Annotated in this window: 24 protein-coding genes; 11 read left to right on the top strand and 13 right to left on the bottom strand. The window is 55.6% G+C overall.

From position 1 onward, the window contains the following. Positions 1-6: 6 nt before the first annotated feature. From QMG27_RS01800 to QMG27_RS01765, 8 genes are read right to left on the bottom strand one after another with little or no spacing between them, the layout of a single operon-like run. A complete protein-coding gene (locus QMG27_RS01800; RefSeq protein ID WP_281812571.1) occupies positions 7-888 on the bottom strand; it encodes a DMT family transporter in 882 nt (293 codons plus the stop codon). 6 nt (positions 889-894) lie between these two features. Further along, entirely contained in the window at positions 895-1,851 is a 957-nt protein-coding gene (locus QMG27_RS01795) for a Gfo/Idh/MocA family oxidoreductase (protein ID WP_281812569.1), read from the bottom strand. 10 nt (positions 1,852-1,861) lie between these two features. Then, the gene (locus QMG27_RS01790; protein ID WP_281812567.1) at positions 1,862-2,740 is read right to left on the bottom strand and encodes a class III extradiol dioxygenase subunit beta; all 879 of its coding nucleotides are present in this window, start codon (positions 2,738-2,740) and stop codon (positions 1,862-1,864) included. A 4-nt stretch (positions 2,741-2,744) separates the two neighbouring features. Beyond that, positions 2,745-3,182, bottom strand: coding sequence for a protocatechuate 4,5-dioxygenase subunit alpha (ligA, locus tag QMG27_RS01785; protein ID WP_281812565.1), 438 nt, complete (start codon positions 3,180-3,182; stop codon positions 2,745-2,747). A gap of 1 nt (position 3,183) precedes the next feature. Beyond that, entirely contained in the window at positions 3,184-4,119 is a 936-nt protein-coding gene (locus QMG27_RS01780; protein WP_281812563.1) for an amidohydrolase family protein, read from the bottom strand. Positions 4,120-4,133: 14 nt separating this feature from the next. Beyond that, entirely contained in the window at positions 4,134-4,817 is a 684-nt protein-coding gene (gene ligK, locus QMG27_RS01775) for a 4-carboxy-4-hydroxy-2-oxoadipate aldolase/oxaloacetate decarboxylase (protein WP_281812561.1), read from the bottom strand. Positions 4,818-4,862: 45 nt separating this feature from the next. Continuing rightward, complete coding sequence (locus tag QMG27_RS01770) at positions 4,863-5,897, bottom strand: amidohydrolase family protein (RefSeq protein ID WP_281812559.1); 1,035 nt, start codon at positions 5,895-5,897, stop codon at positions 4,863-4,865. A gap of 27 nt (positions 5,898-5,924) precedes the next feature. Then, a complete protein-coding gene (locus QMG27_RS01765) occupies positions 5,925-6,641 on the bottom strand; it encodes a substrate-binding domain-containing protein (RefSeq protein WP_281812557.1) in 717 nt (238 codons plus the stop codon). A 106-nt stretch (positions 6,642-6,747) separates the two neighbouring features. Here QMG27_RS01765 and QMG27_RS01760 point away from each other — a divergent pair, with 106 nt between their 5' ends. Next, the gene (locus QMG27_RS01760) at positions 6,748-7,674 is read left to right on the top strand and encodes a LysR substrate-binding domain-containing protein (protein ID WP_281812555.1); all 927 of its coding nucleotides are present in this window, start codon (positions 6,748-6,750) and stop codon (positions 7,672-7,674) included. A 13-nt stretch (positions 7,675-7,687) separates the two neighbouring features. Here QMG27_RS01760 and QMG27_RS01755 read toward each other — a convergent pair whose 3' ends face one another. Continuing rightward, positions 7,688-9,427: a tannase/feruloyl esterase family alpha/beta hydrolase gene (locus tag QMG27_RS01755; protein ID WP_281812553.1), complete on the bottom strand. Its 1,740-nt coding sequence runs from the start codon at positions 9,425-9,427 to the stop codon at positions 7,688-7,690. A gap of 104 nt (positions 9,428-9,531) precedes the next feature. On the opposite strand from QMG27_RS01755, the gene QMG27_RS01750 reads away from it, so the two are divergent. Then, positions 9,532-11,652: a tetratricopeptide repeat protein gene (locus QMG27_RS01750; RefSeq protein WP_281812550.1), complete on the top strand. Its 2,121-nt coding sequence runs from the start codon at positions 9,532-9,534 to the stop codon at positions 11,650-11,652. Between the two features lie 9 nt (positions 11,653-11,661). On the opposite strand, the gene QMG27_RS01745 is transcribed toward QMG27_RS01750, so the two are convergent. After that, positions 11,662-12,537 carry a hypothetical protein gene (locus tag QMG27_RS01745; RefSeq protein ID WP_281812548.1) on the bottom strand — a complete coding sequence of 292 codons (876 nt, stop codon included), beginning with the start codon at positions 12,535-12,537 and terminating at the stop codon, positions 11,662-11,664. 103 nt (positions 12,538-12,640) lie between these two features. After that, a complete protein-coding gene (locus tag QMG27_RS01740) occupies positions 12,641-13,804 on the bottom strand; it encodes a porin (RefSeq protein WP_281812546.1) in 1,164 nt (387 codons plus the stop codon). Between the two features lie 262 nt (positions 13,805-14,066). Here QMG27_RS01740 and coq7 point away from each other — a divergent pair, with 262 nt between their 5' ends. Further along, positions 14,067-14,696, top strand: a complete 630-nt coding sequence (gene coq7 / locus QMG27_RS01735) for a 2-polyprenyl-3-methyl-6-methoxy-1,4-benzoquinone monooxygenase (RefSeq protein ID WP_281812544.1) — start codon at positions 14,067-14,069, stop codon at positions 14,694-14,696. An 18-nt stretch (positions 14,697-14,714) separates the two neighbouring features. On the opposite strand, the gene QMG27_RS01730 is transcribed toward coq7, so the two are convergent. Next, on the bottom strand, positions 14,715-15,164 hold the full coding sequence (locus QMG27_RS01730; RefSeq protein ID WP_281812542.1) for an OsmC family protein: 450 nt from the start codon (positions 15,162-15,164) through the stop codon (positions 14,715-14,717). Between the two features lie 177 nt (positions 15,165-15,341). Here QMG27_RS01730 and ilvA point away from each other — a divergent pair, with 177 nt between their 5' ends. Further along, positions 15,342-16,931, top strand: coding sequence for a threonine ammonia-lyase, biosynthetic (gene ilvA, locus QMG27_RS01725; protein ID WP_281812540.1), 1,590 nt, complete (start codon positions 15,342-15,344; stop codon positions 16,929-16,931). Between the two features lie 94 nt (positions 16,932-17,025). Here the strand turns inward: ilvA and QMG27_RS01720 are convergent, their stop codons facing one another. Beyond that, complete coding sequence (locus QMG27_RS01720) at positions 17,026-17,493, bottom strand: general secretion pathway protein C (protein WP_281812538.1); 468 nt, start codon at positions 17,491-17,493, stop codon at positions 17,026-17,028. Positions 17,494-17,541: 48 nt separating this feature from the next. Between QMG27_RS01720 and gspG the strand changes: the two genes are divergently transcribed. From gspG to gspM, 7 genes are read left to right on the top strand one after another with little or no spacing between them, the layout of a single operon-like run. Continuing rightward, entirely contained in the window at positions 17,542-17,982 is a 441-nt protein-coding gene (gene gspG / locus QMG27_RS01715; protein WP_281814705.1) for a type II secretion system major pseudopilin GspG, read from the top strand. A gap of 20 nt (positions 17,983-18,002) precedes the next feature. Next, the gene (locus tag QMG27_RS01710) at positions 18,003-18,479 is read left to right on the top strand and encodes a prepilin-type N-terminal cleavage/methylation domain-containing protein (protein WP_281812536.1); all 477 of its coding nucleotides are present in this window, start codon (positions 18,003-18,005) and stop codon (positions 18,477-18,479) included. After that, positions 18,476-18,829: a type II secretion system minor pseudopilin GspI gene (gspI, locus tag QMG27_RS01705; protein WP_281812534.1), complete on the top strand. Its 354-nt coding sequence runs from the start codon at positions 18,476-18,478 to the stop codon at positions 18,827-18,829. The genes QMG27_RS01710 and gspI overlap by 4 nt, the downstream gene beginning before the upstream one ends. Further along, positions 18,829-19,518: a prepilin-type N-terminal cleavage/methylation domain-containing protein gene (locus QMG27_RS01700; protein WP_281812532.1), complete on the top strand. Its 690-nt coding sequence runs from the start codon at positions 18,829-18,831 to the stop codon at positions 19,516-19,518. Before gspI ends, QMG27_RS01700 begins: the two co-directional genes overlap by 1 nt. Then, positions 19,515-20,465, top strand: coding sequence for a type II secretion system minor pseudopilin GspK (gspK, locus tag QMG27_RS01695; RefSeq protein ID WP_281812530.1), 951 nt, complete (start codon positions 19,515-19,517; stop codon positions 20,463-20,465). The genes QMG27_RS01700 and gspK overlap by 4 nt, the downstream gene beginning before the upstream one ends. 7 nt (positions 20,466-20,472) lie before the next feature. After that, on the top strand, positions 20,473-21,666 hold the full coding sequence (gspL, locus tag QMG27_RS01690) for a type II secretion system protein GspL (RefSeq protein ID WP_281812528.1): 1,194 nt from the start codon (positions 20,473-20,475) through the stop codon (positions 21,664-21,666). Continuing rightward, the gene (gene gspM, locus QMG27_RS01685) at positions 21,663-22,133 is read left to right on the top strand and encodes a type II secretion system protein GspM (RefSeq protein WP_281812526.1); all 471 of its coding nucleotides are present in this window, start codon (positions 21,663-21,665) and stop codon (positions 22,131-22,133) included. Before gspL ends, gspM begins: the two co-directional genes overlap by 4 nt. Positions 22,134-22,142 lie beyond the last annotated feature (9 nt).

Raw genomic sequence — 22,142 nt, 5'->3', positions numbered from 1 at the left:
TTTCTTTTAACTGATTTTCTTGCGTAATTCATAAACCGTGAGTACGCCACCGGCTGTACCGCACAAAGCGATCAAACCAATGCCCAGCAGCGAGAAGTGGTCAGGGACATGGTCAAACACCAGCCAACCACCCAACATGGCAAAGCCAATTTGCGCGTACATATAGGGCATCAAGGTCCCCGCAGGCGAACGCTCAAACGCCATGATGAGCAAAAAGTGTCCTGTGACACCCGACACACCCATGAGCACCAACTCCAGCAGCACGCGCGTTTCCGTCACGGGTACCCAAAACCAAAACAGTGGCACCGATGTCAACACCGTGCCCACCCAAGTGGTGTAGAACTGCGTGGTGAAGGCATCTTCGGTGCGGGCCATTTTGCTGGTGAGCAGCTGAAAGGCGGCATTGACCAGAACCAAGGCCAAAGGAATCAACAAGGTCCAACCAAACACAGCCGTGCCAGGCCGCACGATGATGAGTGTGCCCACAAAGCCACCGCACACCAGCCACACACGCTGCGGCGACACATGCTCACCCAACGTACGAGCAGCCAACAAGGTAACGAGCAACGGCACCGTCATGACGATGGCCGTGAACTCTGCCACTGGCAAAAGCTTCAGACTTAAAAACGCCAAGCCCGTGACCAAGGTCAACAAAACGCCACGTGTGAGTTGCTGCCGTGGATTTTGCGTTTGAAAAACAGCCAACCCTTTGAGCGGCAACACCACAGCTGTGGTGAGTAAGGCTTGAAAAAAATAACGGGCCCAAATGGCCATCACCACAGGTACCACCATGGTGACGCGTTTGGTGGTGGTATCCAAGATAGCAAAGCACGCCGATGCCATCAGCAATAAGCCGATGCCAAACAAGGCGTGCTTTGATCGACTCACCCAGGCTTAAGCGTTGAGCTGCAACTCCAACTCGTGCAACACCTTGTAGCAAGGCAACACCTGCGCCACGCTGCTGTTGGGCTCACGGCCTTCTTTGATCGCAGCAAAGAATTCACGGTCTTGCAACTCAATGCCGTTCATCGACACCGCCACTTTGGACACATCGATTTGCTCTTCTTTGCCTGTATACAAGTCGTCGTAGCGGGCCAAGTAAGTGCCGGTGTCACCGATGTAACGGAAGTAAGTACCCAAGGGGCCGTCGTTGTTGAAGCTGAGCGACAAGGTGCAAATTGCACCGTTGGCGGCTTGCAACTGAATGCTCATGTCCATCGCAATGCCCAAGTCTTTGTGGATGGGGCCTTGCACGGCGTTGGCCTTGACGATGGGGCTACCTGCTTGGTAAGCAAACAAGTCCACGGTGTGTGCAGCGTGGTGCCACAGCAAGTGGTCGGTCCAGCTGCGGGGCTGGCCCAAGGCGTTCATGTTGGTGCGACGGAAGAAGTAGGTTTGCACATCCATTTGTTGGATGTTGAATTCGCCTGCTTTGATTTTGTTGTGCACCCATTGGTGGCTGGGGTTGAAGCGGCGGGTGTGCCCGCACATCGCCACCAAGCCTTTTTCTTTGGCCACGCGCACCACTTCTTCCGCGTCTTTCCAGCTGTCGGCCAAGGGGATTTCCACTTGCACGTGTTTACCAGCTTTCAAACAAGCCAAGCTTTGCGCGGCGTGCATTTGGGTGGGTGTGCACAAGATGACAGCATCGACTTCTGGCAATGCCAAGCTGTCAGCCAGGTCGGTGGTGATGTGCTTGATGCCGTATTTGTCTGCGACTTCTTTGGTTTTTTCCAAATCACGACTGATCAATGAGACGACTTCCACGCCGTCGATGTTTTTGATGCCGTCCAAGTGTTTGATGCCGAAAGCACCTGCGCCAGCCAAGGCGACTTTGATGGTTTTGCTCATGATGGTCCTCTTATGCGTTCTCAAGAATAGCGTGGCCCACTGCGGTGTTCGAAGCAGGCACATGGTAGAAGCGGTGCGTCAGTTTAGGCGCTGGGCCTGTGACCTTGCCGTTGTTCACATCGGCCATCGCGCCGCGTGCGATGAGCCACATGACCAACTCAATGCCTTCGCTACCCGCTTCACGCACGTAGTCGATATGGGGCACATTGGCACACGCCACGGGATCGTTGATCATCAAGTCGAGCCAGTTGTTGTCCCACTCGCGGTTGATCAAGCCCGCACGCGCACCTTGCAACTGGTGGCTCATGCCGCCTGTGCCCCAGATGTGAATGTTCAGGTCTTCGTCGTAGCTCTCCACCGCTTTGCGAATGGCTTGGCCAAGGTTGAAACAACGCTGACCGCTGGGCACTGGGTATTGCACCACGTTCACCGCAAATGGAATGACGGGGCAAGGCCATGCGTCTTTGACGGGGTCTTTCTCGCCGCACATCAACGACAGGGGCACGGTCAAGCCGTGGTCCACATCCATCTTGTTGACGATGGTGAGGTCGAAGTCTTGTTGAATGACCGCCTGCGCAATGTGGCTGGCTAACTCGGGGTGACCTTTGACCACAGGCACGGGGCGTGCACCGTAGCCTTCGTCCGCAGGCTTGTACTCAGCCGCTGTGCCGATGGCGAAAGTGGGAATCATGTCCAAGCTGAACGCCGTGGCATGGTCGTTGTAGACCAAGAAGATCACGTCGGGCTTGTTGTCCTTCATCCATTGCTTGGAGAAGTCGTAGCCTGCGAACAGCGGCTTCCAGTAGTCTTCGTGGGTTTTGCCCAAGTCCATGGCCGCGCCGATGGCGGGCACGTGCGAGGTGTAAACAGATGCGGTAATGCGTGCCATGTGCTTAGCCTTTCTTGCCTGCGGCGCCTTGGGGTTGGTTTTTTTCTTGAGCGTCGCCGTCTTCACCGATGTAGCGGTTGCCCTCGGCTGAGCGGCCACCTTTCAACATCATGTTGCGGTATTCCTCTTCGGTCATGCCGGTCATAGAGCCTGCCATTTGTTGGAAGCTCAAACCATCGGTCGCGCCGATTTTGGCGAGGAAGTAAATATTGCCGCCGGTGCGCATACACCAGTTCAAATCGCGCGCCAACACAGCTTGCTTTTGCTCTTCGGTCATCGCCCACTCGTCGAGGTAGGCCCGCTCGTTGGCCTTGAAACGGCTGCGGTTTTCAGCCTTCATCAGCGACATGCAAAACTGGTTGAGCCAGTAGCCTTTGCGCGATTGCTCGGCATCAAAAATGATCGTGCCGGGCACGTCTTTGTAGGGTTTGTCGAGTGCCATCTTAAAAAGTCTCCTCTGGCCAATACAGACGCATGGGGTTGTCCACCAAGAGTTTTTGTTGCAACTCTGGCGTGGTGGCGATGTGTGGAATGAAATCGACCAACAAGCCGTCATCGGGCATGTGGTCTTTGAGGTTAGGGTGCGGCCAATCGGTGCCCCAAATCACGCGGTCTGGGAACTCATCCACGATGCGCTTGGCAAAGGGAATCACATCTTGGTACGCGTTTTGTTCACCGTTCAAAGCCTTAGGACCTGACACCGACAAACGCTCGGGGCAAGTCACCTTACTCCACACGTTTTTGTGTTCGCGCATGAACTTCACAAACAACTCAAACTCGGGGCCATCCACAGGTTTGGTCACATCGGGGCGGCCCATGTGATCGACCACCACATTGGTGGGCAAAGCAGTGAAGAAGTCCCACAACTCAGGCAAGTCCACAGCTTCAAAATAAATCACCACGTGCCAGCCGTACATCTGCACGCGTTTGGCAATTTCAAGCAATTCGTCTTTGGGTGTGAAGTCGACCAAGCGCTTGACGAAGTTAAAACGCACACCGCGCACACCTGCGTCGTGCATGGCTTGCAACTCGTCTTCTGTCACATCGCGTTTGACGGTGGCCACACCACGTGCCTTACCACCTGAGCTCACCAAGGCATCCACCATGGCGCGGTTGTCGGCACCGTGGCACGTGGCTTGCACCACCACGTTGCGGGCAAAGCCCAAGTGGTCGCGCAAGGCGTAGAGCTGATGCTTGGATGCATCGCATGGGGTGTACTTGCGCTCAGGTGCGTACGGAAACTCATCGCCCGGGCCAAACACGTGGCAGTGGGCGTCCACCGCCCCAGCGGGGAGTTTGAATTGCGGTTTGGCTGGGCCGGTGTACCAGTCCATCCAGCCTTCGGTTTTGGTGAAACCACCTGCGGTCGGTTTGCTCATGTGTCTCTCTCCGATCAATCGATGTATTTCAAACCTGCAGCGGCCAAAGGCTCGCGCATTTTGTACATATCGAGGCCCAAGACGCCGGAAGCCAACTTCTCGCGCTTCTCGCCTTCAAAGCTTTCGCGTTTTTGTGCGGCAGCCAAAGTTTCGGCAGCGCGTGCCGCGGGCACGCACACCACGCCGTCGTCATCGGCCACGATCACGTCACCAGGCGTGACCAACATGCCTGCACACACCACAGGAATGTTGACAGAGCCGATGGTGGCCTTGATGGTGCCCTTGCTGCTGATGGCTTTGCTCCACACAGGGAAGTTCATTTTTTGCAGCTCTTTCACATCGCGCACACCGGCGTCGATGATGAGGGCGCGCGCGCCACGTGCTTGGAAAGACGTGGCCAATAAATCACCAAAGTAGCCATCGGTGCACTCAGCGGTGATGGCTGCCACCACGATGTCGCCAGGCTGAATCTGCTCTGCAACCACGTGCATCATCCAGTTGTCACCGGGATGTAAAAGCACGGTCACTGCAGTGCCCGACACTTGCGCGCCAGGGAAGATGGGACGCATATAAGGCTTGAGCAAGCCCACACGGCCCATGGCTTCGTGCACAGTGGCCGAACCCAAAGCGGCCAAGCCGTCTGCAGCTGCGCGGTCTGCGCGTTTGATGTTGCGATACACAACGCCGAGTTCGTACATCTGATTTCTCCTAAAAATTAATTAGGTTCTGACCCCGATTGGGTATCAGCGACCTTGAGACTTGAGTTTGGTGTCCAAGCGTGAGAACACGCGACGTGCGTTGCCTTCGTATACCTGATGGCGTTCTTCGGCATTGAGGTTCAACGTCGCTTCGATGTAGCGCTTGGTGTCGTCAAAGTAGTGGCCCGTTTCTGGGTCAATACCGCGCACCGCGCCAATCATTTCAGAAGCGAACATGATGTTCTTGACCGGAATCACTTTAGTCAACAAGTCGATGCCAGGCTGGTGGTACACGCAGGTGTCAAAGTAAATGTTGTTCAACAAGTGTTCGTCGAGCAAAGGCTTTTTCAGCTCTTGCGCCAAACCACGGAAGCGGCCCCAGTGGTAAGGCACCGCACCACCGCCGTGAGGAATGAGGAACTTCAAGGTGGGGAAGTCTTTGAACAAGTCAGACGTCAAGCACTGCATGAAGGCGGTGGTGTCAGCATTGAGGTAATGCGCGCCAGTGGTGTGGAAGCAGCCATTGCAGCTGGTCGACACGTGAATCATGGCGGGGATGTCGTACTCGACCATCTTCTCGTAGATGGGGTACCACGACTTGTCGCTCAAGGGGGGCGATGTCCAGTGGCCGCCCGATGGGTCTGGGTTCAAGTTGATGCCGACGTTGCCGTATTGCTCGACGCACTTGACCAATTCAGGGATGCAAGTCGCTGGGTCCACGCCGGGCGACTGGGGCAACATGGCCGCAGGCACGAAGTTGTTGGGGAACAGCTCGGACACGCGGAAGCACAGCTCGTTGCAAATAGCTGCCCAAGTGGACGACACATTGAAGTCGCCAATGTGGTGTGCCATGAAGCTCGCGCGGGGGCTGAAGATGGTGATGTCAGAGCCGCGCTCTTTCATCTTGGCGAGTTGGTTGGTTTCGATGGTTTCGCGCAACTCGTCATCGCTGATTTTGAGGTCAGACACTTTGGGCATAGACGCTGGGTCTTTGATGCCGGCGATTTGTTTGTTGCGCCACTCTTCCAAAGCCTTAGGCGCTGTGGTGTAGTGACCGTGAACATCGATGATGAGAGACATGAATACCCCTTGCTAAAAATTAAACAATCAAAGCCAGTCCATGCCTTGTTTGCGCTTGACGTCTTCCACGCCAGCCGAAGCCAAGAACTGTAAAAACGCTTGCACCGCCGCAATGCGTGCTGCATCGTTGGCAATGACAGAAGGAATGCCCGACGAGAACGTGGTGATGAACGCCACATCCGCAGGCAGGGTGCCCAGCACGTCAATGCCGGGCAACGCAATCAATTCACTCAGCTGTTGAAAACCCAAAGCAGCCTTGCCACTGGCCACCAAAGCGCCCACGGGCGTGCCTGGCGGTGGCACCACGATACGGGCTTTCACGTCGTCGGCAATGCCCCAGCGCTCGAACAGTTTTTCTAAATACACGCCACTTGGGCCAGTCGAATAACTCAGCGTGGGACTGGCCAACACTGCGGCTTTCACCGCTGCCTCGTTGCTCAAGTCAGGTCGCGCAGCGCCCGCTTGCACGGCCATGGCCACGGGCGAACGCACCCAATCGCAGCGCGAGCCGGTTTGCACATGACCCGAGGCAATCAAACGCTCAATCGCATCCGAGGCCAACAGCACCATGTCAAACGCTTCGCCTGCTTGCACACGCTTGGCGGCATCGACACCACCCACAGATTCAATCTGCACCGACACGCCGCTTTGCGCCGCATACGCCTGCGTCAAATCGGCCAGCAAGGCCTTGGTGGCCATGGACGAAATACCGCGCAGTACAAGAGATGAAGAAGATGTTTGCATGCGAACAATTCTAGAGATTTACCCCAAAACTGGACCTTAAATGACGGACTAGCTGCTATAACGTTTTTAAATAACGGACAATTGGTTATTCAAATTCGAGAATCACATGGAACTCAAGCAAATCGAATCATTCGTGCGCGTCGCCGAGCTGGGCAGCTTCACCAAAGCCGCGCTAGCGCTAGGCATTCCTCAACCGCTGCTCAGTCGGCATGTGCGCCAACTCGAAGTGGAGTTGCATCAAAACTTGCTCATGCGCAATGGCCGCGGCGTGACCGTGACTGAAGCGGGCTTGGTCATGCTCGAACACGGACGAGGCATCTTGCACCAAGTGGCTGTGGCACAGGAAGAACTCGGTTCGGTGCGCGGCGCTTTGGCTGGGCGAGTGTCCATTGGTTTGCCACCTAGCCTGTCTAAGCTGGTCACAGTGCCATTGACCATGGCGTTTCGCAAAACTCTCCCTCATGCACAGTTGTCGTTGACCGAAGGCTTCTCAGTGCTGATGGTGGAAAGCTTGCGTGCAGGTCGCTTAGACATGGCCGTGCTCTACAACCCTGCGCCCTCGCCCGATTTAGAAATGTCCGTGCTCCACGAAGACACCTTGGTGCTAATTGCAGGCAAGAAAAGCAAACCCATCTCAGGCAATGCCCCACTCAAAGCCGTGGTGCCACTGGCCGATTTGGCCAAGCTCCCGCTCATCGCCCCGAGCCGACCTAATGCATTTCGTTTGCTGATTGACACGGAAATGCTGCGGCTCAACTGCAAGCCCAACATCATGCTGGAGATTGATGGCCTAAACGCCATCTTGGAGCTAGTGAAAGAGGGCCTCGGCTACGCCGTGTTGCCCGCCTACACACTCAACAACTTTGCCAAGCCCGAAGACTTCACCACACACCGCTTAGAAAAACCCAAGCTCATGAGCCAACTCATGCTGGTGTGGTCTGCACGCCGACCGATGACATCCACACACAAGGCGGCGATGCAGCTGACGCAAGATGTGGTGCAACTGGCGTTACTCGACAGTTCACCCAGTTAAGCCACAGACAGCTTTATTTGCACACAAAACTCTCTGCTTTTTCTGGATCGCCCGATCCCTTGTAGCGGGCAACTTTGGGCGATGGACACAAAGGCCGTGTGCGTGCGCCATCCCATGTGCTGGGCAAATCAGGGTTTGCGCCGCCAGCATTGCCAGCGCCTCGTGCAGAAGCCACCACACGCTCGGGCACCACGCCTTGCTCTACCCATTTCACCAAAGGCGTAAGCAAATCAAACTGGTCAGTCGCTGGACCGCCCGAGCAGTGTCCCATACCTGGAATTGGGTAGAGCTTTGCCATATCGGTTCCTGTGCGTTTTTGAACCCCTTTAAACCAAGCCTCGGTGTCATGCACAGAGAAAATGGAATCGCTGACACCGTGGTAGACCACAATTTTTCCGCCTTTGTTGCGCAACCCAGTCATATCCGTTGGATGGGGTGGCGTCATAAACGACATGGCTGACTCGGTGTACAACTCGTTGCTGGCATACATGGCCTTCAACAGTGCATCCACATCTGTTTTCAGAGAAAACTCAAGCCCTTGGAAATTGACGGGGCTCTCTGGTGGGACCTTAAAAATAATGCCTGTGGCGCCGCTGTCGAGATTGGTCGAAGCAAAAAACTCCCAGAACGCCACCCCTGAACCCACAGGGCTTCCGCCGGATGGAACGCCTGAGCGTCCGCCACCGAAACCACCATCAAAGGGGAAAGACGCGTAAATCCGTTCACCTTTGCGCGTTTTGGGGCCCGCAAAAATTTGTGCCAACACATCTTTTTGCGCGCCCGTCAGGCACATGCCATCACGCTCGCCCTGACAGGTGGGCACATCTTTTTTCAGTGAAAACACTTTTTGGCAGGCCGCCACATCTTGCACCATCCCATCTTGAAGGCCATCCAGCGCATCGCAACGAGCCACCACTTTGTCAGCCACCAACTGACGCTCTTTGTCTGTCAATGCAGTCGCCAAGTCGATGTGGTTGTTCACCTCACGCGTCGCCACTGACTGATACAAACGTGCCCCGGCCAAGTTGGCAGTTGCTGCAAGAGGCAAGTTGTAGCCAGGCGCGCCTGCTAGCACACCGTCGTAGTCCTCAAAATAACGCGTGGCAGCCACCATCGCATGTCGCCCACCGTTAGAGCAACCCGCAAAATAAGACCGATCCGGCTTTTTACCGTAAGCCGCCTCAATCAAAGCTTTGGCCATAGGCGTTAGTTTGCCAACAGCCTGATACCCGTAATCCAAACGCGCCTGCGGATCCACACCAAATGCGGGGTTCGCACCTGCATGCCCTGCATCAGAACTTAAAACCGCAAAACCTTGATGCAACGCACTCGTCAATGGCCCACCACCGAATGCGCCCACAGCAGGATGGACAACGCCATCAATCCCGCCATTGCCTTGATGCAAAAAACGACCATTCCAGTTTTTGGGCAACCGCATCTCAAAACCAATGGCATAGGGCTTGCCATCGATCGGACTGGTTCTTTCGTACATCTTTCCTGTCACTCGGCAATGCTCTGCCACCGCTTGGCCACCCTGTTGCAATGCACCGTCTTTGATCGTTTCAGACAACGTCAACTGCGTGTGTGGCAAAGACGTAACCCTTGAAATTAAGGAGCCGCAATCCTCGGACAACACACCTCCTATCGCCGGTGACAGTTGAGGTACAGGTGCAGCAGCATGCGCAGCACCTGACAGTGCGCCCATTAAGAACACTTGCACATAAAAGCGTGAAAGAGATTGAGCAGTTGGCATTGAATCATCCATCGTTCGTTACTTTGAATAACGATTATTCAAGCTCTATGGTGATGCGCAATTAGGGTTAGCAATACCTAAGCCCAATCAATCCACAATAACTTTTGATACATCCTCTGCTCCGCCATGATATCGATGCAGAAATCCGCAATGGAGAAACTGCAAGATTTGCTGCAACTGTCATTGGCTCACTCGCTGGGAGTGGAATAATCTTCAACTACCAAACGAGCAACACATGGCTCAGATTATTCACCCCTCACCAACTCTTCAAATTCGTGAAGTCACCTGAACACCTTTTCCAACAAGCTCTCGCACTTCATCGTGAAGGCAGATTGGTAGAAGCGAGCGCTTTATACGAAAAAGCGCTAAAAATGCGTCCATCATTTTTCGATGCCATGCACATGTTAGGCGTGGCTTGCTATCAAGGTGGGCAATCAATTCGGGGCGTAGAGCTCATAGCCCAAGCGATCAAATTACGCCCACACATCGCTCAAGCTCATAACAACCTTGGCAATGCCCTCGTCACTTGCGGACGCATACCTGAAGCTATTTCTGCTTACGAACAAGCTGTAAACCTCAAGCCTGATTACGCTGAAGCGTTTTACAACGCAGGGTGCGCATTCGCCAAACTAGGCGAACTCTCACTCGCAACTTCATGTTATTCGAAAGCCATTGAAATCGAACCACACTACTGGCAAGCCTATGCCAATAGAGGTCTTGCGTTCGACCGCATGCACATTCACGACTTGGCAGCGGATGACTACAAAGCAGCTTTAAAACTAGACCCTAGAAATGCAGATCTAAATAGCAAACTTGGCAATCATTACCTTGGGCAGCATATGCCGCTTGAAGCGCTGCAAGCATTCAGCCAAGTCCTAGCCAATGAGCCAGATATGCCTTACATACGCGGCAACGTTCTTCAGACCAAAGCCCAGTTGTGCGATTGGGAAGGTTGGAAGGACTTGATTAATTCAACCCATGACTTAATCAAATCAGGTTGTGGGCATGTCATTCATCCCATGCATGTCATCAACTACCTAGACGATCCAGTCACACAACGTCAAGTTGCGGAAGACTGGATCAAAGCCACTCTTCCGACAGCTTCAGAAACGCCTGCATTTATAGCTCCTGAAAACCGTATTCGAATTGGTCTTTTTTCCGCTGACTTTCGCACTCATCCTGTCTCTCAACTTTTACTTGACTTCTTTGAAAATCACGACCGTGAAAGGTTTGAGCTCGTCGCTTTTTCTTACCGAAATGTGGATGACGAACTTCAGCATCACCTCAAATCCGTTTTTTCGCGCTTCATTGATATTGAATCAATGGGGCATTTGTCCGTCGCTAATTTAGCGCGCGAAATAGGTCTCAACATGGCCATTGACCTAGGTGGTCACACTCAAAATGCGCGCACTGAGATTTTTTCGCTGCGCATTGCTCCTCTACAAGTAAGTTTCTTGGGCTATCCGGCAACAACAGGTGCTACTTTCATCGACTACATCATCGCTGATCACCAGGTCATTCCACACGAGGACGAAATTCACTACACAGAGCGCGTTGTGCGATTGCCCCACTGCTTCATGCCACGCGATTCCCGTGTAAAGCCATCTGGCGTCAATTTCACTCGAGCTCAATTTGGATTACCCGAGATTGGCATGGTTTATTGTTGCTTCAACAATCACGTCAAATTCACACCCGACATGTTTGACTTGTGGATGAAAACACTGGCCCAAGTCGACGGAAGCGTACTGTGGCTCGCAACACCATCTGCACAGGTGTCAGACCGACTTAAATTTGAAGCAACCCGCGCAGGAATTGACCCCAATAGAATTATTTTTGCAACACGCATGGATAGTTTTGAGGACCATTTGCAGCGACTTTCGCTTGCCGACTTATTTCTTGACACCTGGCCCTACAACGCACACACAACGGCAAGCGACGCGCTCTTTGCAGGTTTGCCTGTGCTTACTTATGCGGGGAGAACATTTGCATCTCGCGTAGCAGCAAGCATGCTCACAACCCTCGATGTGCCTGATCTCATTACCTACTCCCAAGAAGCTTATTTAGAAACAGCCATTCGGCTTGGTAACGACTCAAGGTCTCTGCAAAATTTACGTCATCAAGTCAAGGTAAAGCGAGTGACTTCGCCACTTTTTAACAGTGCAGAATACAACCGTCATTTGAGCGACCTACTTAGCAATCTAGCCTTAGGTCACATGGCACATTAAAAATCTGAACTACTCCCCCACGAACTCCACGCGCTCGCCCGTCAGTATCCAGTGAGCCATGGCTTCTAAAACCACCAGCTCGCGTCCTTGGTAGGAATGCAAATGCCCACCACCACAGGGGTCCCCCTCTGCTACACCACCCCTGACGGTTGTTAGCCTAGAACCAGCCAAAGACTGAATGGGGGCATATGCCGTGGTGTGACACCCATCGTTTTGGTGATGGAAAAACACCCAAGGTGCAGACGCTTTGGTGATGTCAATCTGTGCAATCGAGCTGCCGTAATCCGCAAAACGCGGCCCTGCAAACAAACTCATCGAGGCGGAGTGGATGCTGCCTTGAATTTGGTCACCCAAACGAATGGCCAACCATCTGGACGACACACTGCCATAGCTATGCCCAAAGATATAGATTTTTTCGATGCCTTGCTGTTCTTTCAAATGACGGATCAGTCGCCCAATGTCTGCGGCATGTTGCTCTGACGACCGATAGGCATCGCTACAACCCGTTGGGGTGGGTGAGCGAAAACTGCCACCCCATTGATCCGTCGGACAGTCCACCACAACAAAGGTGAGGCCTTTTGCAGGGAAAAAATCAATGTGTTTCAAAGCATAGAGCTGAGCCTTGGTAATGGCATTGGCGAAACGATCTGCATCGACTGTCTCCGGAATCCAAAGCTGACTAGGCCAACCTACAAAGAAAAGAACTGCCGTTTTAGGCTGAGACTTTTCTTGACGAACGGATACTGCCCTGAGCAAGGCGGGTGATTTGCTGAACACGCCGTATTCACGCCCCAAGTCGATTTGAATCAATTGGGCATCCAGTGCTTGCGAATTGGCCGCCATGCTGAACAATACGAAGCAAAACGTAGCGATCAACTTGTACATTCGCATCCCCTTGAAACACACAGACAAATAAAAAACCCCACCGTGTTACCACCGTGGGGTTTTAAGACTTTTAAATCCTTAACTGGCTAAGCCAGCGGGGGGATTAGAAGTTTGTTTTCAAGCCGATGGCTGTACGTGTACGCTTGGTGTTGCCAGACACGTCTGTGGTAGCAGCAGCAGCGATCACAGCAGCATCGTCTTTGATGGACTCAGAGCGGAGGTACAAGCTAGTTGTCTTGCTCAAGTTGTAGTTAGCACCGAAAGAAGTCAACTTGGACTCTTTGCCAGCGTATGTGCCCACGTCTTGCTTCAACTTACCTGTAGAAGCCATCAACTCGGTGTTACCCATGGTGTACACAACTGAGTAGGCGTTGTAAGAAGTGTCAGTAGCAACAGTACCTGTTGTTGTCTTCACTGTTTGGTTCAAGAACATGCCTTTGATAGCACCCATGGTGTAGTTAGCACCCAAGGTGTTCACTGTGGTAGCAGTAGTACCTGTACCAACGCTCACGCTGTCTTGCTTCAATGTGCTGTAAGAAGCTGCCAATGGGCCGTTAGCGTAGTTCACGCCAACTTCAGTAGAACCCAGCTTGTCGTAAGCACCCAATGTGGTGCTGAAAGCTGTTTGTTGAGCTGTCAAGCCAGTTGATGTGCTGGCAGATGCGCCGTTGTTGGCTTTGGTTTGCTTGGCAGATTTGTTCAAAACAGCCTTGAAGCCAGAGAAAGTGGCAGAAGACAAACGGACTTGGTTTTCGTCACGCACTGCAGTGCCAGCAGCGTCAACGCGAGACACTGAACCGTAACCACCACCGATGGCTGTACCGTAAGGTTGGCCGGTGCCCAATGTGTCCAATGTGTTGAAGTTGATCGCGCCGAAGTCGATGCGGCCGATACCAGCTTGGTCCAGACCAACGCGCAATTCGCCGTTGCCGAATGTGCCAGCTGTTGCGTTCACTTGTTTATCAAGCGCCAACTTAGTAGCGTCGCCAGAGGTGCTGGAAGCAGTACCTTGGTTGGCCTTATTAGACACAACGCTCCAGTCGGTTTCAACGCGGAAGTCAGCCTTCAAACCGCCACCGAGGTCAGATGTACCACGGAAGTTGATTTGAGAAGTGCCAGAACCGTTGCCTTGGATACCGTTAACTTTGGTACCTTTGAGGTTCAGAGATTGGTAGCCAGCGTCCATCAAGCCGTCGATTTGGACAGAAGATTGAGCTTGTGCGCCGAAGGCTGCGAGTGCTGCGATAGCAACGAGGGTTTTTTTCATTTCAAGGTTCTCCAAGGTTTGAACAGGGGCCCTACTTTTTCGTAGAGCCAACCTCCGTTTTCGGGAAGTTGAACGTATTGAACCAGACTCCGTTGAATAAAACTATGACAGGTGTCAAAAACTCGTCTTTTCCGTTGCATGCATGCAACAACCCCTAGGGATAACCCCGCGCAAACCCTTGGAAATTGTGGGTTTTGACAAATTTATGCGGCTTTGACGCACGTCATGCAACACCCCGACTCGCCACCTTAAACTTCCACACATGGACCGTTTATTGACCGCCGCCGACAGTGCCTTGCGCACGGTGTTTGCCCGCCACCACGCCAACCGCCCCACGCCCATGTGGGCTGCCGAGGCCCCTACACCGCCAGCATTGACAGACGCCGAAAAAACCGAGGCAGCCGCCCTGATGCGCGTGAACCATGTGGGCGAGGTGTGCGCCCAAGCGCTGTACACCGCCCAAGCCTTGGCCACGCAAGACCACGCCTTGCGCCAGCACCTGACCACCGCATGTGACGAAGAAACTGACCACTTGGCTTGGTGCGAACAACGCCTGCAAGAGCTAGGCGGACGCCCCAGCTGGCTCAACCCGCTTTGGTACGCAGGTGCATTCGCTATTGGCTACGCCGCCGCCAAACTGGGTGGCGACCGCATGAGCCTTGGATTTGTGGTGGAGACCGAACGCCAAGTGGAAGCGCACTTAGAAAGCCACCTTGGGCGACTGCCCGCCAACGATGGCCCCAGCCGTGCCATCGTGGCGCAAATGAAGGTGGACGAGGCGCAACACGCGAAGGACGCGCAACACGCAGGTGCAGCAGAACTGCCCGCGCCTTTCAAAGCCATGATGCAAGTGGCCGCCAAGGTGATGACCACCGTGGCGCATCGCATCTAAGTCTTTGCTTTACGGCTTTTAAGCCTCTACCAGCTCAAAGCTGGTGGTGATTTCTGCGGTTTTGCCCAGCATGATGCTGGCCGAGCAGTATTTGTCGTGGCTCATGGCAATGGCGCGCTCCACCGCGCTGGCTGGCACGCCTTGGCCCGTCACGGTGAAGTGCATGTTGATCTTGGTGAACACCTTGGGGTCTTCGGTGGCGCGTTCGCTCACTATCTTCACGCTGCAGCCTTGCACGTTGTGACGGCCACGTTTCAAGATGAGCACCACGTCATACGCGGTGCAGCCACCTGTGCCTGCCAAGAGCATCTCCATGGGGCGAGGCGCCAAGTTTTGGCCGCCGTTCTCGGGCTTGGCTGCATCGGGCGCGCCATCCATGGCCACCACATGGCCGCTGCCTGTTTCTGCAATAAAGCCCATGCCTGAACGGGTGCCTGAGTTGCCGGTCCAGCTGACGGTGCATTCCATGAGTGTTTCTCCAATAAATTTCTAGCGTGATTGTCTGCGAAATGTTGCACCGCAACAAAATTTGCATACAATTTGGGCTTGTCTCCTCCACCCTCAAAAGTGGATTCATGCCCCGAGTTGCAAAACTCGGGGCTTTTTTTCGCCTGTGCTGATTTTTTCATAAGAGACAATCACCTCATGTCTACCCGCACCACCAAAGCGCGCGCGCTGCAGCCCGCCGATTACTTGAAAAAAATCTTGACCGCCCGTGTGTACGACGTGGCGAGTGAATCTGCGCTGGAGGTGGCGAAAAACCTCAGCCGTCGAATTCACAATACCGTGCTCTTGAAGCGCGAGGACCAGCAGCCCGTGCACAGCTTCAAACTGCGCGGCGCGTACAACAAGATGGCGCACCTCACGCCCGAGCAGCTAAAGAAAGGCGTAATTTGCGCCTCAGCTGGCAACCACGCCCAAGGAGTGGCATTGGGCGCAAAGCGACTGGGTGTCAAAGCCATCATCGTCATGCCCACCACCACGCCCAGCGTGAAGATTGAGGCCGTTAAGGCTTTGGGCGGCGAGGTGGTGTTGGCAGGCGATAGCTACTCGGACGCCTACACCCACGCCCTCACGCTGGAAAAGAAAAACGGCATGACGTTTGTCCACCCGTTTGACGACCCCGATGTGATTGCCGGCCAAGGCACGATTGCCATGGAAATGCTGCGCCAGTTGCAAGGCCTCAACCTGCACCAACTCGACGCGGTGTTTGTCGCCATTGGCGGCGGTGGCCTGATCAGCGGCGTGGCCAACTACATCAAGGCCGTGCGCCCCGAAATCAAAGTAATTGGCGTGCAAATGGACGACTCGTCCGCCATGATGCAGTCGGTGCAAAAAGGTAAACGCGTCACACTCAACGACGTGGGTTTGTTCTCCGATGGCACAGCCGTGAAGCTGGTGGGTGAAGAAACCTTCCGCGTGAGCAAAAACTTGGTGGACAGCTACATCACGGTTGACACCGATGCCGTGTGCGCCGCCATCAAAGATGTGTTTGTGGACACCCGAAGCATCGTTGAGCCTGCAGGCGCCTTGGCCGTGGCCGCGATCAAGCAATACGTGGCTGAGCACAAAACCAAGGGTGAGACTTACGCCGCCATTTTGTGTGGGGCGAACATGAACTTCGACCGCTTGCGCTTTGTGGCCGAGCGCGCCGAGGTGGGTGAAGAACGCGAAGCCTTGTTCGCTGTGACCATCCCCGAGCAACCGGGCAGCCTGCGCCGCTTTTGCGAGCTGATTGGCAAGCTGCCTAGCTTTGGCGGCAGCAAATCGCCCCGCAATGTGACCGAGTTCAACTATCGCATGAGCGACCAAGCCAAAGCCCATGTGTTTGTGGGTTTGACCACTGGCATCAAAGGCGAAAGCAGCAAGATTGCAAGCCACTTCACCAAGAGCGGCTTTGAGGCCATTGATCTCACCCACGACGAGCTGGCCAAAGAGCACATTCGCCATATGGTGGGCGGGCATTCGTCGCTCGCGCATGAAGAACGCATCTTGCGCTTTGAGTTCCCCGAGCGCCCCGGTGCACTGATGAAGTTCTTGCTGGCCATGCGCCCCGGCTGGAACATCAGCCTCTTCCACTACCGCAACCAAGGCGCGGACTACGGTCGCATCTTGATGGGCTTGCAAGTGCCAAAGACCGACAACAAAGCGTTCACCGCATTCTTGGATGGCTTGGGTTATCCGTATGTGGAAGAAACGCAAAACCCAGCGTATCGCTTGTTCTTGCAGCGTTAAATCGATAAGCGCAAAAAGCAAAAGGGGTAGCTTGGCTACCCCTTTTTAGTTTGCATCAACGCTTGGTTGGTGGCTTGTTTGTCTCATAGCCAGCTTATTTCTTAGCGGGCAGTTCAAGCGCCAAGGTTTGCGGCCCGTCCAGCGCAGCACCTAGCGTCACGCGCCGCCCCTCAGCCGATTGCAACACCAAGCCATCCGCCACCACAGCGCCCACGCGGAAGGGCTTGGCGGCTTTGCCGTCCACCGCGATGAGCGCAGCGCCTGCATTGGGCCCACCTGCCATCACGCCTTGCAACTGAAACCGGCTGGCCAGCGTCGGCGCAGCCACTGCTTGCACAGGCGCAGCACCCAGGCTACGCGCAGCGGCAGAGACATCTACCTCAGGCAAGGCCTGCGCAGCAGTGGTGGCATTGCTGGGTGCAGCACCCGTGGCCGACCAACGCAAGCCCCAAGTCACCGCACTGAACGCCACAACGCCCCACACCAACAAGGTGGCGGCGGGCAACACCACACGCGACGAAGCGCTCAAGGCGGTGGCAAATGAAGGGCGGTAGCGAAGCATGAGCGGATTATGATTGATCATTGATAGGAAATTTTTGAAATGCCTGATATGCAAGCCCAACAAAACGCCCCCAAAGCCAAACGCCAACGCGGCTTCACGCTGATCGAACTGATGGTCGTGCTCGCCATCATTGGCGTGTTGGCTGCACTGGTGGTGCCTAACGTGCTCAACCGTGCCGACGACGCACGCGTGACCGCAGCCAAAACCGATGTGGGCAACCTCATGAACGCGCTCAAGCTCTACCGCTTGGACAACCAAAACTACCCCACGGCCGAACAAGGTCTGAACGCCTTGGTGGTCAAACCCACGGCAGGCCAAGTGCCGCTGAACTGGAAGCCCTACATCGACAAGCTCCCCAACGACCCTTGGGGCCGCCCTTACCAATACATGAATCCTGGCGTGAAGGGTGAAGTGGATGTGCTGTCACTCGGCGCTGACGGCCAACCCGGCGGCGAAGGCAAAAACGCCGACATCGGCAGCTGGCAATAAAACAATCGCGCCCATCAGCCATGCAACGCCAGCACGGCCTCACTTTGTTGGAGCTGTTGGTGGTGCTGGCCATCATTGGCTTGAGCGTGGCTGGTGTGAGCTTGTCACTACGCGACAGCAGCCAAACTCAGCTAGAGCGTGAAGCACAACGCTTGATCGCCGTTTTAGAAGCAGCCCGTGCGCAATCGCGCACCAGTGGCATTGCCTTAATTTGGCAAGCCACACCCGAAGGCTTTGTCATTCGGCCTGCAATCGCACCCAACCCAATTGCAGCCCGCACAGAAACTTGGCTAACGGCGGGGACCCAAGCAGTGGTCAGCACGGTCAATGTTTCACCAAGCAACGTTGCGCCTACCAACTTGGTGGTGCTAGGCCCCGAACCCATCTTGGCGCCCGCTCGCATCACACTCAGCGTGGCAACGGCCAACAACGCAAAAGCAGCCCCTGCGCTGACCCTTGGCACAGACGGGCTGCGCCCCTTTCAGGTGTTGCCATGAAACAGCGCGGCTTCACACTCATCGAGGTGTTGGTGGCGCTCGCCATCGTGTCGATTGCTCTAATGAGTGGGCTCAAGGTCAGCGGCGCGCTCACACGCAACGCGCAACGCCAAGCCGATGTGCTGCTTGCGCAAATTTGTGCGGACAACGCCTTGAACCAATTACGCCTCTCGCAACAACTGCCCAGCGTGGGCGACTCGCGTCTACCCTGTCCGCAGGCCGAGCGCAACTTTGAAGTGGCGCTGACGGTGCGCACCACGCCCAACCCTGCGTTTCGTCGTGTGGACGCACAAGTGTTTGACACTGCCACCCCTGTGCTCAACATCACCACCGTCTTGGGGCGTTACTGATGGCCAACGCCAAGGATCAACGCGGCTTCACGCTCATTGAGCTACTCATCGCCATCACGCTCATGGCGGTGCTGGCGGGCTTGGGCTGGCGTGGGCTCGACAGCCTCATGCGCAGTCGCGACATCACGCAAGCGCAGGTCGACCAAACCGCCGTGCTGCAGACCGTGCTCGCGCAATGGCAAGCCGACCTCAATGCGGTGCAACCCGTGCCTAGGCTTTCCGAAGCAGGCGTACTGTGGGATGGCCGCACACTGCGCATCACGCGCCGCGCCACCGCATGGCGTGCCGATGGCGCTGACGCAGGCTTGTGGGTGGTGGCGTGGACATTGCGCGGCAACCAATGGCTGCGCTGGCAATCGCCGCCCCTGCAAACGCGTGCAGCTTTGCAACAAGCATGGGCCAATGCCGAACGCTGGGGCCAAAACCCGAGCAGTGATGACGCGTTGCTTGAGACCCAATTGATCCCCCTTGACGCATGGCAGCTCACCTACTTTCGTGGCAATGCGTGGACCAACCCACTCTCGAGCGCGAGCGACAGCTCGGGCGTGAGCCAGCAAACCAACACGCCTAACCAAGGCGCAATGCCCGACGCCATTCGCCTACAAATTGACCTGCCCGCCACCACCAGTGTGCGAGGCCGCATCACCCTCGACTGGGTGCGCCCCAACTTCAGCAACACCAAAACATGAAGCACATGGCAGGCTCCTCACAACGTGGCGCAGCTTTACTCGCCGCCATGCTCACTGTGGCTTTGGTGGCTACGTTTGCGGCAGGCGCTTTGTGGCAGCAATGGAAATCCATCGAAGTGGAAGGCGCGGAGCGCCAACGCACGCAAGCACGTTGGTTGCTGACGGGCGCACTGGACTGGGCACGCGTCATCTTGCGCGAAGACGCGCGTGCGGGCGACGCCAGCGCACCTACCGATCACTTGGCTGAGCCTTGGGCTGTGCCGTTGCAAGAAGCCCGTTTGTCTAGTTTTTTGGCTGCGTTGCCCGATGGCACAGGCAACACCATCGATGACGAAAAGTTTGCACGCCATGTGCTTTTATCAGGTGCTGTGAGCGACTTGCAAGGCAGGCTCAATGTGACCAACTTGATCCAGGGCGAGCAACTCGATGGCAAAGCCATGCTCGCTTTTGAACGCCTGTTTGACGCCTTGAGCATCCCGCCAGCCCAACTCAACCTACTCGCCCAAGGCTTGTTGGCCGCACAAAAGCAAACCAGTAATTCCCCCCTGATGCCACAACGCGTGAGCCAACTGAGCTGGTTGGGTTTATCGCCTCAAGCCGTGCAAGCTCTGAGCCCACACATTGCCTTGCTGCCCACTCGCACGGCTGTGAACCTCAACACGGCCAGCGTGCAAGTGCTCTACGCCAGTGTGCCAGGCCTGAGCATGTCAGATGCCCAGCGCTTGGTGCAACAGCGCGAGCGCCAACACTGGACCAGTGTGGATGCTTTTCAAAAGGCATGGGGTCGCCCCATCAACTTGACCGACACCCACAGCGTGAACACGCAATACTTTGAGGTGCTGGGCCGTCTACGCATGCCACAAACCACCCTGCAAGAACGCTCTTTGGTGCAGCGAGACAACCAAGAAGTGAAGGTCATTTGGCGCGAGTCTGGCTCTCTACAATGACAAATCCATGCTGATCATCGCGCTGCCCCACTCTACCCACGCCAACACTGGCTATGCCCACGTTCATTCGGACGGGCACAGTGTGTTGCGCAGTGCCACGGGGGCGGCTACCACCCTGTCTGCACACGCGGGCGAAGTGGTGGCGGTCGTACCGCACAGCCGTTTGGCTTGGCTGCGCGTGCAGCTGCCGCCCGCCAGCCATGGCCCACGTTTGCAAAGCGTGTTGCACGGCTTGTTAGAAGACCGTTTGCTGGACGAGCCGCAACAACTGCACATCGTGCTTGCGCCTGATGCCGAACAAACCGCCCGCACTGGCGGCGACACCTTGGTGGCCGTGTGCGACAAACAATGGTTGCGCGAGGCACTCTCGCCCTTGCAAGCGGCCGGCCTAACGGTGCAACGCATCGTCCCCGAGCTGTCGCCCAGCGACACACCCGTGCTGCAAGTGATGGGTGAACCCGACCATTCGCAAAGCGTGCTGTGCCACGCGCACGGCGTAACGCTGCTGCCACCCAACACGGCTCAATGGCGCGCGTTTACCGAACTGAACCAAGACGATTTACAAATCCAAGCCGAGCCAGCCATGGTGACCCGCGTGCAACACACCCTGCAGCGCCAGCCCATGATGCAAAGCGCGGCGCAACGTTGGGTCAAGTCCAGCCAGTCGGCTTGGGACTTGGCACAAGGCGAATGGGCCCAAGGCCCACTTCAACGCCTGCAACGCCAAGTGCTCGCCGCATGGCAAACCGTTTTAAACGCGCCCGATTGGAAGCCAGTGCGATGGGGCGTGGTGGCGCTGATCGCTTTGCAAGTGCTGGGTCTCAACGCTTTGGCATGGCGTGAGCGCAGCGCTTTGAACGCACAGCAAGCCTCGCTGCAAAGTATTTTGCAAACCACGTTTCCGTCGGTCACCTTGGTCATCGATGCACCTTTGCAAATGCAGCGCGAAGTCGATGCATTGCAACAAAAATCAGGCTCGGCATCGAGTACCGACCTTGAACCTTTGCTCGCAGCCTTGGCCGGTGTGCTCCCAGCAGGGCAAACACCGCAGCAAATTCACTATGCCAACCATGCGCTGCGTGTGCAGGGCGTGACGTTTGACAGCCATGCCCCTGGCATGGCTCGCCTCAGTGCTCAGGGCCTGAACCTGCGCCAAGACGGCAACGACACTTGGGTGTTGCAAGCGGAGGGCATGAAATGAAACGCTGGCACACCTTGAGCCCTCGCGAACAACGCAGCATCTCGTTGCTGGGCGCATTGCTTGCCGTGCTGCTGTTTTGGTTCATCGCCATCGCACCCGCGCTCAACACCTTGCGCGATAGCGATCACCGCCGAGCGCACATCCATCAACAACAAGCCCACATGTTGGCCTTGCAAGCGCAGGCCCAAGCACTGCAAGGCCGCACACCGCTTGCGCGTGACGAAGCGCTGCGCAATTTGCAAGGCCTCACACCCAGCGCACAGATGCAAATCAACGTGCAAGGCGATCGCGTGAGCGTGCAGCTCAAAGCTGTGCCCGCCGCAACCTTGGCCAATTGGTTGGCGCAAGCCCGCAGCCAAGCCCAAGCTTTGCCGTTGGAAGCACATTTGACACGCGGCAGCACCGCCATGACATGGGACGGAAGCCTTGTGTTGAGCTTGCCCAACCGTGGCGTGACAGCCAATTGATCGACACGC

The sequence above is a fragment of the Limnohabitans sp. MORI2 genome (genome assembly GCF_027925025.1).
Lineage (GTDB): Bacteria > Pseudomonadota > Gammaproteobacteria > Burkholderiales > Burkholderiaceae_C > Limnohabitans.
Note: the sequence above shows the minus strand (reverse complement) of the source record. Positions and strands in the feature narration are given on the sequence as shown.

Coding starts and splice junctions, on each gene's coding strand:
- QMG27_RS01710 (WP_281812536.1), top strand. CDS start 18,003: ATGCAACGCCAGCACGGCCTCACTTTGTTGGAGCTGTTGGTGGTGCTG.
- QMG27_RS01755 (WP_281812553.1), bottom strand. CDS start 9,427: ATGCCAACTGCTCAATCTCTTTCACGCTTTTATGTGCAAGTGTTCTTA.
- gspG (WP_281814705.1), top strand. CDS start 17,542: ATGCAAGCCCAACAAAACGCCCCCAAAGCCAAACGCCAACGCGGCTTC.
- QMG27_RS01745 (WP_281812548.1), bottom strand. CDS start 12,537: ATGTACAAGTTGATCGCTACGTTTTGCTTCGTATTGTTCAGCATGGCG.
- QMG27_RS01730 (WP_281812542.1), bottom strand. CDS start 15,164: ATGGAATGCACCGTCAGCTGGACCGGCAACTCAGGCACCCGTTCAGGC.
- QMG27_RS01770 (WP_281812559.1), bottom strand. CDS start 5,897: ATGTCTCTCATCATCGATGTTCACGGTCACTACACCACAGCGCCTAAG.
- coq7 (WP_281812544.1), top strand. CDS start 14,067: ATGGACCGTTTATTGACCGCCGCCGACAGTGCCTTGCGCACGGTGTTT.
- gspK (WP_281812530.1), top strand. CDS start 19,515: ATGAAGCACATGGCAGGCTCCTCACAACGTGGCGCAGCTTTACTCGCC.
- QMG27_RS01720 (WP_281812538.1), bottom strand. CDS start 17,493: ATGCTTCGCTACCGCCCTTCATTTGCCACCGCCTTGAGCGCTTCGTCG.
- gspM (WP_281812526.1), top strand. CDS start 21,663: ATGAAACGCTGGCACACCTTGAGCCCTCGCGAACAACGCAGCATCTCG.
- ligA (WP_281812565.1), bottom strand. CDS start 3,182: ATGGCACTCGACAAACCCTACAAAGACGTGCCCGGCACGATCATTTTT.
- QMG27_RS01700 (WP_281812532.1), top strand. CDS start 18,829: ATGGCCAACGCCAAGGATCAACGCGGCTTCACGCTCATTGAGCTACTC.
- gspI (WP_281812534.1), top strand. CDS start 18,476: ATGAAACAGCGCGGCTTCACACTCATCGAGGTGTTGGTGGCGCTCGCC.
- ligK (WP_281812561.1), bottom strand. CDS start 4,817: ATGTACGAACTCGGCGTTGTGTATCGCAACATCAAACGCGCAGACCGC.
- ilvA (WP_281812540.1), top strand. CDS start 15,342: ATGTCTACCCGCACCACCAAAGCGCGCGCGCTGCAGCCCGCCGATTAC.
- gspL (WP_281812528.1), top strand. CDS start 20,473: ATGCTGATCATCGCGCTGCCCCACTCTACCCACGCCAACACTGGCTAT.
- QMG27_RS01760 (WP_281812555.1), top strand. CDS start 6,748: ATGGAACTCAAGCAAATCGAATCATTCGTGCGCGTCGCCGAGCTGGGC.
- QMG27_RS01790 (WP_281812567.1), bottom strand. CDS start 2,740: ATGGCACGCATTACCGCATCTGTTTACACCTCGCACGTGCCCGCCATC.
- QMG27_RS01740 (WP_281812546.1), bottom strand. CDS start 13,804: ATGAAAAAAACCCTCGTTGCTATCGCAGCACTCGCAGCCTTCGGCGCA.
- QMG27_RS01795 (WP_281812569.1), bottom strand. CDS start 1,851: ATGAGCAAAACCATCAAAGTCGCCTTGGCTGGCGCAGGTGCTTTCGGC.
- QMG27_RS01765 (WP_281812557.1), bottom strand. CDS start 6,641: ATGCAAACATCTTCTTCATCTCTTGTACTGCGCGGTATTTCGTCCATG.
- QMG27_RS01780 (WP_281812563.1), bottom strand. CDS start 4,119: ATGAGCAAACCGACCGCAGGTGGTTTCACCAAAACCGAAGGCTGGATG.